Annotated in this window: 14 protein-coding genes, 1 pseudogene and 1 riboswitch; of the genes and pseudogenes, 10 read left to right on the top strand and 5 right to left on the bottom strand. The window is 36.4% G+C overall.

Annotation, left to right across the window (positions count from 1 at the left end):
• Positions 1 to 182: 182 nt before the first annotated feature.
• Positions 183 to 1,060 (top strand): annotated as a pseudogene (locus RCJ95_RS07225) (LysR family transcriptional regulator).
• 56 nt (positions 1,061 to 1,116) lie between these two features.
• On the opposite strand, the gene RCJ95_RS07220 reads toward RCJ95_RS07225, so the two are convergent.
• On the bottom strand, positions 1,117 to 1,557 hold the full coding sequence (locus RCJ95_RS07220) for a VOC family protein (protein ID WP_221681691.1): 441 nt from the start codon (positions 1,555 to 1,557) through the stop codon (positions 1,117 to 1,119).
• A gap of 276 nt (positions 1,558 to 1,833) precedes the next feature.
• Here RCJ95_RS07220 and RCJ95_RS07215 point away from each other — a divergent pair, with 276 nt between their 5' ends.
• Complete coding sequence (locus RCJ95_RS07215) at positions 1,834 to 2,679, top strand: aldo/keto reductase (protein WP_221681695.1); 846 nt, start codon at positions 1,834 to 1,836, stop codon at positions 2,677 to 2,679.
• 50 nt (positions 2,680 to 2,729) lie between these two features.
• On the opposite strand, the gene RCJ95_RS07210 is transcribed toward RCJ95_RS07215, so the two are convergent.
• A complete protein-coding gene (locus tag RCJ95_RS07210; RefSeq protein ID WP_004231672.1) occupies positions 2,730 to 3,113 on the bottom strand; it encodes a winged helix-turn-helix transcriptional regulator in 384 nt (127 codons plus the stop codon).
• Positions 3,114 to 3,222: 109 nt separating this feature from the next.
• On the opposite strand from RCJ95_RS07210, the gene RCJ95_RS07205 reads away from it, so the two are divergent.
• The 5 genes from RCJ95_RS07205 (at position 3,223) to RCJ95_RS07185 (ending at position 9,088) form a co-directional block, all read left to right on the top strand.
• Complete coding sequence (locus RCJ95_RS07205) at positions 3,223 to 4,407, top strand: MFS transporter (RefSeq protein WP_257520762.1); 1,185 nt, start codon at positions 3,223 to 3,225, stop codon at positions 4,405 to 4,407.
• A 158-nt stretch (positions 4,408 to 4,565) separates the two neighbouring features.
• Positions 4,566 to 5,516, top strand: a complete 951-nt coding sequence (locus tag RCJ95_RS07200) for an ABC transporter substrate-binding protein (protein ID WP_221681699.1) — start codon at positions 4,566 to 4,568, stop codon at positions 5,514 to 5,516.
• A 464-nt stretch (positions 5,517 to 5,980) separates the two neighbouring features.
• A complete protein-coding gene (locus RCJ95_RS07195) occupies positions 5,981 to 7,552 on the top strand; it encodes a helix-turn-helix domain-containing protein (RefSeq protein WP_221681701.1) in 1,572 nt (523 codons plus the stop codon).
• Positions 7,553 to 7,672: 120 nt separating this feature from the next.
• Complete coding sequence (locus RCJ95_RS07190; RefSeq protein WP_369578178.1) at positions 7,673 to 8,071, top strand: hypothetical protein; 399 nt, start codon at positions 7,673 to 7,675, stop codon at positions 8,069 to 8,071.
• 81 nt (positions 8,072 to 8,152) lie between these two features.
• Positions 8,153 to 8,258: riboswitch (SAM riboswitch) on the top strand.
• Positions 8,259 to 8,350: 92 nt separating this feature from the next.
• Positions 8,351 to 9,088 (top strand): cyclase family protein, encoded by a 738-nt coding sequence (locus RCJ95_RS07185; RefSeq protein ID WP_221681831.1) that lies wholly within the window; start codon positions 8,351 to 8,353, stop codon positions 9,086 to 9,088.
• Positions 9,089 to 9,118: 30 nt separating this feature from the next.
• Here RCJ95_RS07185 and RCJ95_RS07180 read toward each other — a convergent pair whose 3' ends face one another.
• Positions 9,119 to 9,715 carry a DedA family protein gene (locus RCJ95_RS07180; RefSeq protein ID WP_221681703.1) on the bottom strand — a complete coding sequence of 199 codons (597 nt, stop codon included), beginning with the start codon at positions 9,713 to 9,715 and terminating at the stop codon, positions 9,119 to 9,121.
• A gap of 61 nt (positions 9,716 to 9,776) precedes the next feature.
• Positions 9,777 to 10,550, bottom strand: a complete 774-nt coding sequence (locus RCJ95_RS07175; protein WP_446722080.1) for a Cof-type HAD-IIB family hydrolase — start codon at positions 10,548 to 10,550, stop codon at positions 9,777 to 9,779.
• A gap of 333 nt (positions 10,551 to 10,883) precedes the next feature.
• On the opposite strand from RCJ95_RS07175, the gene RCJ95_RS07170 reads away from it, so the two are divergent.
• The 3 genes from RCJ95_RS07170 (at position 10,884) to RCJ95_RS07160 (ending at position 13,496) form a co-directional block, all read left to right on the top strand.
• A complete protein-coding gene (locus RCJ95_RS07170) occupies positions 10,884 to 11,567 on the top strand; it encodes a DUF2225 domain-containing protein (RefSeq protein WP_446722079.1) in 684 nt (227 codons plus the stop codon).
• Between the two features lie 22 nt (positions 11,568 to 11,589).
• The gene (locus tag RCJ95_RS07165) at positions 11,590 to 11,943 is read left to right on the top strand and encodes a hypothetical protein (protein ID WP_221681706.1); all 354 of its coding nucleotides are present in this window, start codon (positions 11,590 to 11,592) and stop codon (positions 11,941 to 11,943) included.
• Positions 11,944 to 12,083: 140 nt separating this feature from the next.
• Positions 12,084 to 13,496, top strand: a complete 1,413-nt coding sequence (locus tag RCJ95_RS07160; protein WP_446722078.1) for an erythromycin esterase family protein — start codon at positions 12,084 to 12,086, stop codon at positions 13,494 to 13,496.
• 49 nt (positions 13,497 to 13,545) lie between these two features.
• Here the strand turns inward: RCJ95_RS07160 and RCJ95_RS07155 are convergent, their stop codons facing one another.
• Positions 13,546 to 14,721: a DUF4272 domain-containing protein gene (locus RCJ95_RS07155; protein WP_221681709.1), complete on the bottom strand. Its 1,176-nt coding sequence runs from the start codon at positions 14,719 to 14,721 to the stop codon at positions 13,546 to 13,548.
• Between the last annotated feature and the right edge of the window lies 1 nt (position 14,722).

Genomic DNA, 14,722 nt, shown 5'->3' with positions numbered 1-14,722 from the left:
CTCCTAATAAAAGTGGAATTATTTTATCTTCTACGTTGCTCGCTTCACATTTAGGTGCTAGAAAAAAGAAACTTCACTTCTTTTTTCTTTGATAAATATGCTAACATGGCCCTAACTATATTAAAAACATGAGAGAAATATAATTTTCTTAGGTTTTACCTATAGTAGAGGGGTGTTTATGTTTGGATATAAGACAACTACGCTATTTTATAGCAATTGTGGAAGAAAAAAAGATTTCTGCTGCGGCTGAAAGGTTACATATTTCTCAACCACCATTAAGTCAGCATTTAAAAACGATAGAGGAAGAACTCGGTTCAAAGTTAGTAGAAAGGAGCGGCAAATATTTTGAAGTAAGTGAAGCCGGAAAGACATATATAAATATGCGTTGCAGGTTGCACAATTAATGAAAGAGGCAGAAGCAGAGGTTAAGGATATTGGATTAGGCCTTCATGGTTGATTGACATTGGGCATTAATACGTTTTCAGTAATTGAGCTACCTCCATTACTACAACAATTTCAACAATATTATCCAAAGGTGACTTATAAAATTCAACAAAACGAATCTTCTTATCTATGTAAATTAGTAAGGGAACGTGTTGTAGAACTTGCCATCATTCGCTTACCTTTAGAATTAGATGATTTCTCTGTTCTTCATATGTACACTGAACCATTTTACTTTATACAATCCAAAAAATTCGACCTCTTAGAACACGATGTATCTTTAGCGGACATACAAAATTGGCCAATCCTTTTACCAAGCACTGAAGGCTTAGGCGTACATTATTCGATATTAGAAGCATTTTCTCGCTTCCAGTTGCAGTCCCACATTGTTGGAGAATGCTCAGATACGGCACTGTTAATGAACTTAATCGCTTCTGGCTTTAGCTCCTCTATCGTACCTGAAACTATTTTAAAGCAATATGGAGATTTACCACTTCATGCATACGAAATTCCATCAGCAGAATTATCCACCTCAGTAGGACTAATATGGCTGAAGAATCATTATTTATCTAAAGCCGCTCAAAACTTTGTGGATTTAATGAGGGAGCATTATTGTTAACGATTAATAAAAAAGAGAACAAACTAGAAGCGTTAGTTTGCTCTCTTTTTGAACAATTATTGAATAATCAGCATATCATTCTCATCAAACTGCCACATGTCGCCATAGGCAACTTCCCAATAGTAGCCATTTGGATCTTGAAAATAGCCACTATAGCCACCCCAAAATACAGTTTCGGGCTCCTTAATAATTTTTGCACCCGCCTTTTTTGCTAATGCAAAGACTCGATCCACTTCTTCTTTTGATTTACCATTATAGGCAAGAGTGATTCCACCAAAGCCTTGGCTAATTTCTGGTGGATTGGTTTCATTGATATCTTTGACTAAACGTTCAATTGGAAATAATGATATTTTTGTTCCTCCATTATTAAAGAACATGACATCGGGATTCGTCTCCTCTCCGTATACCACCACTTCAAAACCCAGTCCCTCTCGATAAAAATTTAGAGATTCCACCATATCTTTAACACCTAATGTAATTAAATTTAAACGATTCATCTTCAAAATCCCCTTTTTAAAGTATTACTACTTTAATTCTCTACCGAACGTACATTTCCTTTTATTACCGCAAGAAAAATATTTGTTTAATTGTATCCAAAGATTTTTTGTAGGCCAAGCAATATTTTTTACTAATTTTATTTCTCTAATCATTGCCAGCTCACAAAAGTTACCTCTACGTTTCTATGACACAAAAAAGTACGTACTTTTTTTGAGAGTTTATTAGCAGCATAATGAGTAAGCAATCAAATAATCACAAAACATGGAGGACTAAAAATGATTACTCATTTACAAGATACAATCACTTTAAATAATGGCCAACAAATGTCTGGTATGGGTTTAGGTGTTTTTCAAGTAGAAAATGACGCTACAGCAGAAATGGTTAAAAATGCTATCGAGGTTGGCTATCGCAGCATCGATACTGCTGCTATTTACGGCAATGAAGCAGGTGTAGGGGAAGGTATTAAACAAGCTCTAGCATCTACTGGCTTACGTCGTGAAGATTTATTTATCACATCTAAAGTATGGAACGATGGTTTAAGCTATGATGAAACAATTGCAGCATATGAAGAGAGCCTAAAAAAATTAGGTTTAGATTATTTAGATCTTTATCTAATTCATTGGCCTGGTAAAGATAAATATGCTGAATCGTGGAAAGCACTGGAAGATCTATATGAACAAGGCAGGATCAAAGCAATCGGTGTATGTAACTTCACTGTTGCTCACTTAGAAAATTTACTGTCATTTGCTCATGTTAAACCCGTTGTGAATCAGGTGGAATTCCACCCACGTTTACAACAAGCTGAGCTTCGTTCATTCTGTAACAAGCATGAAATTCAACTTGAAGCATGGGCACCTTTAATGCAAGGTGGACTTCTTGAAGATGAAACAATTTCAAAAATCGCAACAAAATACGGAAAATCAAATGCTCAGGTTATTTTACGCTGGGATGTACAAAATGGAGTAATTACAATTCCAAAATCAGTACGTAGAGAGCGTATGATGCAAAACGCTGATATTTTTGACTTTACTTTAACAGACGAAGAAATGGCATTAATCAATGAGATGAATCGTGAACAACGTGTTGGACCAAATCCAGATGAATTTGACTTTGCTCTATAAAAAAAGAGGAAAGAGACTGTCTTGTATATGACAGTCTCTTTCTCCCCTCACTATGATGTTTGCTGCATGGCGATATCATCATCACGTTGTTTTAACAGAACATCTTCACCTTTATCCTGTAATAATTCAACATGTTTTTCACCCCACGTACAAAGCATGTTCAGAATTGGTTCCATTCCTTGTCCATAAGGTGTTAATGAATATTCAACTTTTGGTGGTACTTGATTGAAGACCTTTCGATTGATTAACCCAGCCTGCTCCAGTTCCCTTAATTGGTTTGTGAGCATTTTTTGTGAAATACCTGGAATCAATCGTCGAAATTCGTTTGTTCGAATTTTACCATGGTGGTTTAAATGACAAAGAATAACTGGTTTCCATTTACCCCCAATAACTTCTAGTGTAGCTTCGACACCAATATTGTAAACTTTTTGCATCGTAAACCTCCTGTAATATACAAAAGTAACTAAAAGTACTATACATATCTTTTTGGTATGTATGAATATTACTACACAAAATAAAAAAATCAAAGGAGATAGTAGTAAAATGTCAAAATCAAAAAAGCCAAATGCTACACTCACCTTACTAGCACTTGCTATCAGTGCATTTGGTATAGGGTCCACTGAATTTATCAGTGTCGGACTTTTACCATTAATTACAGATGACTTTGGTATTTCTCTTAGCACAGCTGGCTTAACCGTTTCTATATACGCACTAGGGGTAACTGTTGGGGCTCCATTATTAACAGCCCTAACATCCCGCCTTAATCGAAAAACCGTATTATTGCTTGTCATGTCCATTTTTATAATGGGTAACCTAGCAGTCGCTTTAGCTCCTAATTTCGCTTTACTATTAATCGGACGTATTATTTCAGCATTAGCACATGGTGTATTTATGTCCATCGCTTCTGTTATAGCAGCCGATGTAGTGGAACCAAATAAACGAGCAAGTGCTATCGCCTTTATGTTTACTGGCTTAACATTAGCTACTGTAACAGGTGTCCCACTCGGTACATTTATTGGACAAGTAACAGATTGGCGTATGTCATTCATTTTTATTGTCGTCATTGGAATTGTCGGTTTATTTAGTAATGCATTGTTAGTACCTAGCCAATTATCGAAAGGCAATCCCATCTCTATTCGTGATATTGGCAAAGTATTAGGCAATATTCGAATGATCTTAATACTATTCATTACCGCAATTGGATACGGCGGTGCTTTTGTTGTCTACACATATGTTTCACCTATTTTAGAGCAATATATGGGGTATTCCCCACAGACAGTCGTCATTATTCTAGTTGTCTATGGTATCTGTGTAGCTATCGGTAATACTCTAGGTGGTCATTTTGCTAATCATAATCCACTACGTTCCATCTTTATTATTTTTGTTGGACTTGCATTGGCATTACTTGGCATTGGTTTTACTCTTGAATCACCTATTATGGGATTAATGATAGTGCTGACAATGGGATTGTTTATGTTTATGAATGTCCCAGGATTGCAGCTATATGCTGTTCTACTATCTGAAAAATATATTCCATCAGCAATTTCAATGGCCTCAGCATTGAATATTTCCGCTTTCAACATAGGCATATTTTTAGGCTCATATATCGGGGGTTTTATTATTCGCCACCAATCGTTGGCGCATACGCCCCTATACGGATTCCTGATGGTTATGCTAGCAGCAATTGTTACACTTTTATGGTTACTTTTCGATAACAAAAAACAATAACTCTCTGAATTTCATTTTGTATAAAAAAGTAGTAGAGAATGTGTATTGTTTGTTGATATGTTGTATCCTATAATTTACTTGAACCAAACGAGAATGATTATCATTCTAATTTAAGGGAATACCCTTACTGTTTTAGTAAATCTATAGGAGTGAATAAAATGCGTAGAGGTCGATATTTTTCATTTGTAGTTTTCTTTGCACTAATATTCGTATTAAGTGCCTGTGGCTCAAATGAAGTAAAAGAGGATACAGCTACAGAAGAACAATCATCTAAAGATACAAGAATTGTAGAAGACGAGTTTGGAAAAGTAGAAATTCCTACAAATCCACAGCGTGTAGCTGCTATCTATTTGGAAGACTATTTAACTGCTTTGGATGTAAATCCCGTTGTGCAATGGTATCACCCATCTTGGGGAAAACAGGACTATTTAGGATTAGATGTCCCTGAGTTCGACATTACTGGTAGCATGGAAACATTATTACAAGCCAAGCCTGATTTAATCATTGTAGATGGTGCCGCAGACAAGGCAAAGTATGAGGAATACTCAAAGGTAGCGCCGACTTACCGCTTGAAAGAAGATATTCTACAAGATCCACGTGAAATTGCAAAAACAATAGCTGATGTTTTAAATATTCCAGATAAAGCAAAAGAAATGGTTGATCGATATGAGCAACGTGTTTCCGATTTAAAAGCAAAACTAGATGAATCAATTGGAGACGAAACAGTTGCTGTTGTACGACTAAATGTAGCAGATAATACATTAGCGTTATTTGGCATTAAAAATCGCTACTCTGGCTATATTTACACAGAGACAGGCTTAACGCCACATCCATTAGCCCGTGATATGGCAGAGTCCCAAGAGGTCTTATCAGAAGAGGCTATCACGGAATTAGATGCGGATCATATCATCCTTTTCCCTTCAAACGGTACATGGGAGTCTAAAGAAAACCAAGAAGCCATTAAGTGGTTAGATAGTACACTATGGAAAACACTCCCTGCTGTAAAAAACGGGCATGTCTATATTGCTGATCGCACATATTGGCAATCTGGCGCAATCACAGCCAATTTGCTAAAGTATGATGATTTAGAGAAATGGTTCGTCAAATAATTTTCAAAAGAAAGCTCTTAACGAGGGCTTTCTTTGGTTTAGTGTTAAAAAACAAAATAATCAATAGCACTTTTGTGAAGGAGAAAATGGATAGGTTTTGTCACTCATCACTTCTTCACATTGAAATAAGTGCCTATCCTCTCTTTAATAGACTTTTTTGTTCCCTACTGCTAGTACGAAAGAAGAAAAGACACGTTAGCAGCATAGTTGATTGGAGTGGAGCCAGCGTCACTCCAAGGGGATTTAGCGTCACAGATGAGACCCTGGAGCGAACGTAAGTGAGTGAAGCGGCTCATCGGACGCCCCCTGGAAAGGACGCTGGAGGAGCGGAAATCAACCCCTTGCCTTGCTAAATGGGCTTTTTCTACTAGTCATATGATCTTTTTCAACAACATGAAGAACGCTCTTAATGAGGGCTTTCTTTGTGTTGTTATGCCAATTCAACAAAAAGGGGTGAATTATCAATGGGTAACTTAACACATGTTTATACGTTACAAAATATCTCTTATGCAATTCAATCATCAAAAAAGTTATTGATTAGTAGTGATTTCTATACACTTTTCATCGTAATGAATGGTAGCGGAAAGCTAGAAATAGATCATGACACCATTCATTTTAGTGAAGAAAAGTGCATATTGATACCGCCAAATAACACGGTTAGTATCCACATTCAAAGTGAGCACCTTTGTTTTTATCAATTACAATTCAACATTGTCAATCTCAGTAATAGTCAGAATTCACATAGCCATTTTACAAGTATCAGCGAACGACATCTTCTCCCCTTTTCACAATGTCATAGACTGCTAGAAGTCATCTATCAGAACCGGTTAGCGGAGGATGAACACACGATTTTTGAACAGCATGTGCACTTTCAAGAACTGATGTTATTGCTCTTACATCAAACCATACCCAAGCAGATGCAAAAAAATGATCGCCAATCTGTTGAACAATCCATTAACCATTTACATAAACATTATGAAAAGGAGTGGACGGTTGAGCAGCTAGCACAGCTCGCTGACGTACCAAGATGGAATTATACGCGTATTTTTAAAGATATTACGGGACAAATTCCTCTTCACTATTTAACTAACATTCGTATTGAAAAAGCTAAGCAACTATTAATGACAACAAATGATCGAGTATTTGAAATTAGCCAATCTGTCGGATTTAATAATGAGTATTATTTCAATCGTCGTTTTAAAGAACATGTCGGCATCTCTCCAGGACAATATCGAAGAAATCAAGGCAGCCATCTACGTGTATTTGCACCATTCTTAGAAGATTTCTTTGTTGCCCTTGGGATTACGCCAATTGCTCAATTCAGTCATTCAAAATGGGGAAAACAAGACTATTTAGGTCTACAGGAAGTGCCAGATATCGATGTACAAAATAGAGAAATAGATCGACTCCTTTACTATAAGCCAACTTTAATTATGCTAGATTCTGGTATAGAGCGTTGGGAATCCTTTCATCATTTAGATGAGGTAGCCCCCGTCTGCCACCTCTCACACCCCGGAGAGAATTGGCAATCTACTTTATTTAAAATTGCAGATCTAACAGGAAAAACCTCTTTGATGCAAGACGTAATCCTACAATATGAAGATAAAGTACAACAAGCAAAAGGAATTCTTAGCAAATCTGTTTATGGGCAAAGTGTGGCATTTCTCCGTATTTCAGCCATTGGCATTACTCTATACGCGGGCCCTGAATGTGGCTATACGGGCCCCATTTTATATCGTGACTTAGGTTTAATGCCACATTCACTAGTATGGAGTATTCCGCACAATCAACGTAAAGTTCAACTGACATTTGCTCAATTGTTGCAATTAGATGCTGATCATTTATTTATTACCTTTGATAAACAACATTCCATTTATGAAAATGAGGAACGTGCTATTTTAAAAACTCCTACTTGGAAAAACCTAGCTGCCGTTAAAAGCAACTGTATCTATGAAGTAGACTTTTTAACATGGATGAATTATGGCATTTTATCACATAGTAAAAAAATTGATGATGTCTTGAATGTACTTGGCTAAAAGGAAGCTTACTTTAGCTTCCTTTTTAAATGTTTAGGACAAACATTGCACTGCTAATAACACCGAAAGCCGTTTGGCTACATAAGATAAGTTATCAGTTATAGGATAGGAGGAATGACCTTGTATTACAATCCTTATCCGTATTTTGTGCATCCCTATCATTATCCAACATCGCCTATCGCTAATCATTTTGCCATTAGACCCTTTTCGCAACACCTAGCAATGCCGACCAATAATCCTTTTCCACCTGTCGATACACACAAATTAAAAGCTTCAGCATCACGGATGAAGGCGATGATGCAGCAAGCCCAATTACTTACGGATAAAATAGATAGCTCCCAACAATTCGCACATGATTTAATGAATGCTGCTCAACTTTCAAATAAAACAGAGGTTGAAAAATTAATCACATCAACAGGCATTACGGTGAAATTTGAAACAAACTATACACCAGACAGTTTTAGAATACGTCTTATTGATAATGATTGTTGTGGCGTCACCTTAAATTTGAATTGGTGAAAATTCCTAGTGAACTTGTAAACTATAAAAAACTATGCTAAAGTGTTTGTATTGTTATTTCTGAAAATTCTTATATTACTTTTCTTATCAAGAGAGACGGAGGGATTGGCCCGATGAAGTCTCAGCAACCAGCTAACAGTATGGTGCTAATTCCAATTGGCAAAATGATCAGCCTTGAAGATGAGAAGAAGAACTACCGTTGTTTCAAGCAGGAGTCCTCTTCTATTAGGGGACTCCTTTTTTATTTACCACTATTTTTTACAGAAAGCAGGGAAATCGATGTCTAATGAACTTTTGCAAGCATTGGAATTATTAAAATCGAAACAGTGGGTTGACTTAACACATACTTTCGGCCCTAATTCACCACATTTTTTTATGTTTGAGGACGCTAAATTTGAAACATTATTTTCTCATAAGGATGGTTTCTTCGCTCAACAATTCACGTTCCCTGGTCAATATGGCACACATATCGACCCACCCATTCATTTTGTGCGAGATACTCGCTACTTAGAAGAATTAGAACTAAAAGAGCTTGTTCTCCCCCTTGTTGTTATTGATAAATCACAAGAGGCTGCGAGCAACCATGATTTTACATTAAGTGTAGAAGATATTCTTAATTTTGAGGACAAGCATGGAGAAATTGAAGCAGGAACATTTGTTGCATTACGTACAGATTGGAGTAAGCGCTGGCCAGATAAAGAGGCTTTCAGTAATAAGGATGCAGATGGACATAACCATATCCCTGGCTGGGGTTTAGAAGCTTTACAGTTTTTACTAACAAAACGTAAGGTAAGCGCAATTGGTCATGAAACATTCGATACGGACTCTGCTGCTGATTTTCGTAAAAATGGCAAGCTAGAGGGCGAATATTTTGTGCTTGACCAAGACACCTATCAAATTGAGCTAATGACTAATTTAGACAAGCTACCTGCGAAAGGTGCTATCATCTTCAATATCGTACCTAAGCCAGAAAAAGCATCTGGCTTCCCTGTGCGCTCATTTGCTATTTTGCCATAACATAAAAGTCGGTATAGCGTATACCGACTTTTATGTTTGTCCATTTCTTTTTTTGAATAAAAAGTAAGCAATGAGCATCCCTACAATAAATAAAAGGATAAGATAGATACTATAATGAGTTAAATAGTATCCAACAAATCGCCATTTCTCTCCAAGCATCTTTCCTAATGATATAAATGTGAACGTCCAGATAAATGCCCCTATATAGGCAAAAAGCGCAAACTTTCTATAAGGATAATTATTAATAGCCGCAATATATGCTGTCAAATGGCGTACCCCTGGAATAAAATAGCCAATTAATAATAGGGTAGGTCCTATTTTTGTAAACATCTTTTTCGTAAAGTCAATTTTTTGCTCTGTAATATGAATTCTAGGGCCATATTTCTGCAATAACGGTAAGCCAAAACGATAACCAATATAGTAGCTTAAGGTAATGCCTCCAACCGCACCAATCATTGCACTGACCAAAGCAGGAATGTGTTCAAGACTTTCTCGGTAAACACTATAGCCTACATAAGTTAGAAACACCTCATCAGGAAGTGGCACCCCAACAATACCTCCAATTAGAATCACGATAATCCCAAAGTATCCGTAATGTTCAATTAGAGACTGCACGTGATGTGCCATAAATCATCCCACCTAAAATTTATTAAAATCTACCTGCTATATATAGTGTAACCTCAGCGCTCTAAATGACTTGAAGCTGACGTAAAGCAAAATTGATACCGCCATCCGTAGATTTCTTTGTAACAAAATTGGCAGCTCTTTTTAGAGCTTTACTACCATTTCCCATAGCAATTCCTACTCCTACATACTCCAACATATCAATATCATTATCCCCATCCCCAAAGGCAATCGCATTCTTAGGGTCAATATTAAAATGATCAAGCACCGCTTTAATAGCTATAGACTTCGAAACATCCTGCTGTAAGACATTCACTATATAAGGATGCCAACGCTGTAAAAATATATTCGAAAATTGGCTAGTATATCTTTTTTCTGCCAGCTCATCCGCATATAAACACATGAGGAAAACCTCTTCATCTACAATTTTTTTATTTATAAGTGGAAAAGCTCGTAAAGATAAAGTTTCTTGCATCGCTCTTAAAGCTACTGGACTTTGTATGCTATTCATGGATAGCTGCTCTGTAAAAAATGTTAGGCTATGCTGCTGTTCCTGTGCAAAAGCCTGTACATTGTGGACAATTTCTTTGGCAATCGGAGTTTTATGTATGACAAGTTCCTTATGTTTCACATAGGCTCCATTTGCTGTAATAAAGGTTTCAATCCCCAGCGCTTTTAACTCATAGCACATAGATAAGGGTCTTCCAGTAGCCGCTACAAGATGGATTCCCTTTTCTTGCAATAGCTGAATAGCTTGTTTTGTACTTTCTTCCACACAGCCATCCTCATAATTAATCAATGTGCCGTCTACATCAAAAAACACGATATTACACTTCATTTTGAGCACCTCCATTATAGTTATTTAGAACCAATTAAATTAAATTTATAATTTTTCTCCCTTGAAATATGTGAAAGTATTTTGACAAACTGTAAGCAAACTATACAACTTCCATTTACACCACCGATAAAAACTATTACAAGCGTATTTATAATAATATTTAACTAAAAATTCCTTGAATATTTTTATTTTAATAATTCTAAAGGAGTATACCAAAGAACACAAAATTGTTAAAATAAAAGATAATAACTTAAATACATTGAACGATAAAATCTTATGTATAAATAGAACAAAAGAAATAAAATTTTAGAGTACGCAAAGGAGTTGATTCTTATGGCATTTAACATTTACTACTATGAAAGTAGTGTGGATTGTAAATTTTGCAAAAAGCAGTTTACAACATATAAAGTTCGCCCTAATCGATATAAAATTATCGAAGAACAAACGGATTTCATGCCTGTTTACGATGGCCTAAACCCTTTGCTATATGAAGTTGCCGTATGTCCACATTGTGGCTATGCCTACCATAAATCTATGACACGGACATATGGACCTTTCATGCTACTCATTGATGAACTATACATTAAAGAGCTCCAGAAACCTATGGATATTTGTCAGGAACGTACAATTGATGATGCCATTATCAGTTTTAAGCTCGCCTATTTAGTATCCCGTTCGTCAATGGAAGAATCTCTTTTAATGGCGAATTTCGCTTTAAAAATTGCTTGGCTCTATCGATTAAAAAAGGACGAAGAATCCGAAAAGCGCTATCTTTTTGCAGCTAGAGACTTTTATAGTAAATCCTTTGCCTCTAATCAAGAAGGTGGAGAGAGAATTCAGTTTTTACATGCTGAATTGAGCCTTCGACTTGGTGATATTCCTGAAGCTAAAAAAGGATTTTCACGCTTAATTGCTGATCGAAATGTTTCGACAAAATATCGCAAGCTTGCACGCAATCGTTGGGAAAATTATAAATATGACGAACAACCTGTAACAATTAATGAAATCATTAATTAGTGGGACGAGGAGATGATTAACTATGTTGCTATTTCAAAGGAAAATTGATGTGAGAGAAGAGGATATATTTTCAGAGCTACATCATTTTTTATTAAGAAAAAATAATCGCTACCTAACAAACGATGAAGTTGTCGCTTTAACAGGCGTATCATCTGAGTTGCTTCACAAATGGGTAAAAGCAGGAAAATTAAAGAACTCCATTTTCCCTAATTTAGGGGCACCATGCGAACGATGTGGGCAGATTACGCAAGCTAAAATTTGCGTGAGCTGCTCTTCCTCCATTGTTGGTACATTAAAACAAGAAGAAAAGGATCGTGCATGGTTTAACCAAATTCAACGTAACCATGCAAGAGCAAGTACGTATCACTATAAATAGCATTCCTACATCTCCATCACTTGGAGGTGTTTTTCTTTTTTACATACTAAATTTAAACTAATTTTAAACAAATTCTTCCTAAACTTTAAACTCCCCTTCCTATAATTAAGTATCAATATAAAGTGAAGGGCTGATAATTAATGAGGAAAGCTAGGAAGCATAAGGTTTTATTAAGTTTTGCACTGGCAAGTTTAATAACAGTAAGTGGAGTAGTAAATGTCTCTGCTGTTGCCCCTGTAAATGAGGAGATTATTGAAAACGTTTCTGCCGTCAAACAAGCTAGGACTTCTAATGAAACATTACTTGATTGGAAAAAATGGGCGAATGACCATGCATATAGCCTGTCATCCATCCAGCCTGAAACGTTTAATGGACTAAAAATTCCCGCTAACAAATTTGAGGATTTAGAGATGCTAAAACCTTTATTACATGATAAACGTATTGTCTTTTTAGGGGAAAGCTCTCATGGAGTGGCACAATTCAATCTAGCAAAAACACGTTTAATACAATTTTTACATCAAGATATGGGCTATAATGTCCTTGCCTTTGAAAGTGGTATGGGCAATGTAATGAACGCTCAAGGACAAATTGATAAACAAGCAGCTCTACAAACAATGAAGGATGCCATTTTCGGCGTTTGGTGGACAAAAGAAACTTTGCCTCTGTTTGACTATGCAAAATTGACTCAAGCAACAGAGCAACCTCTTGTACTTACTGGCTTCGATATTCAACAGCAAGGGGCATTTACGAACGGAGATTGGCTGCATAACCCCAAGTTGGCTCAGCAATTCAATGAAGCTGAGAAGGAACTTGCTGAATGGAGCTCGGGAAAAGATTTGAAGGGCTATCAAAAAGTAAAAGCTACTATAATTGATGTGTATAAACAGGTAAAATCACAAATACAAATCAAAGAAAAAGAGCTACAGGCAGCTTATCCAAAAGAGCCTCATATTGTAAAACTAATGGATCGCACTCTAGCAGATCGCATTCGACTAGCAGACGAATATATAGAGTTAACAATTCAGTCCAATATCGACATTGAAAAAAATAATATAGAATCATTTTTGCAAACTATGGAATGGCGAGATCAAGCGATGATGGAGAACTTACTTTGGTTAGCTGAAGAGGTGTACCCAACAGAAAAGTTTATTGTATGGGCTCATAACGATCATATTCGTAAAGCACAATCGGATGTAATGGGGTCTCCTTACCCAGTTAAATTAATGGGGGAAAGTTTACCTGATATCTATAAGAAATATAGCTATGTAATAGGTCTATACATGACTAGTGGAGAGACAGCAAATAATATGGGAGAACCTATGCCTGTCTTACCTCCTGTCAAAGGATCTATTGAAGATATTCTGTCTTCAACAAATAAACCTTACACATTCATCGATTTACGCAATCGTCAAAATGAACGAGGCAACTCATGGATGTTTGAACCACGCTTATCCTATAGTTGGGGAATGATACAGGAAAGTCTTGTTCCGCGCGACCAATACGATGGTCTACTTTTAATAGACCAGGTGAATAAACCAACTTATATCAAATAATCTCTCTTATTAAACAATAGCAAACTAGATTTCCTAGTTTGCTATTGTTTTAAGTATCCATCGATATAGTATCCCATTCTTCGCCTTGATATCCAATCATCCAAAATAAGCCTCTACGTCTTTCCATCACAACACTTTCATTTAATGCTAAAGGAGCTTCTTGTCCATTGATGCGACTATCTACACAAGCCCAATGTAATCTGTAAATTTTATCCGCCTCATCTACTATTTCTTCCTTACTGTGCGGTACAGTTTGATCATAAAATTGCTCAAATGTCTCGCAACGAGAAACTACTTGAATTGCATATTCACAATCACATACATCGTCAGGGAAATTTAGCTCTTCCACAAGCCCCAATGCCCAAATAAGTGTCCAATAGGCTTCATATTGCCATGATATATTGACTGCTTCTTGAGCGCCAGGATGCTGAGCCTCAAGAAAGCATTTTTCATGCTCCGTTAAAAATTCATGCACCTCATATGTGCGTAGCATATTGGTAAAGAACTCTCTAGACTCCTCAATATCACCCTTCTGTGCTACATCACAAGCGAATTGAATAACAATCAACAGGGCAACCGCTCTTCTTGCAATATCCTCTTGGCTTTTAAATTGAAGATTTTCTACTGGTGGTAGCTGAGGAAGCGATGACGCATAAGGTATGTCCTTATCTGTTAAAAAAGCTATCGTTCTATTTTTTCGTGCCTCTCCCTGTGCTGATGTGACCTCTTGTGCATGTATCTTTCTTGTGCAAGCATGTGGTTGAAAATCAGATGGACCTGATTCTCCATTAGGATAAACAATAACCATACCGTTCTGATCCAGCAAAGTACCATCTGCTAGGAAACCAATCCCCCCTATGCTTGCTAGTAATTTTATAAATTGCTGCATATGGTCTTCTGTCATCTCTTTGTTCATTTCGATTGCAACGACAGTATTGAGCACTGATATTTGAATCATTATGCGTTCTTTTAGCTGTTCATCTTTAAATGGAATTTTATCGTAAAAGCCCATCATCCCAGGTATATTTTTTACAAAATAATCAGGGTGCGTATCTTCAGTTAAAATATTTATAGAGCATCTATATTTATTAAATAAACCTCTTGATTTTAATAAATATTCGTTATCATCTTTTTCAATAATGAAGCTTTTTGCCAATACATCGGATAGTTTATCCTGAATATCATCTGTATCATTTTTGGAAGCAAATATCGTAAAATGGTTCAAT

This window comes from Lysinibacillus sp. BSL11 (assembly GCF_052928325.1).
Note: the sequence above shows the minus strand (reverse complement) of the source record. Positions and strands in the feature narration are given on the sequence as shown.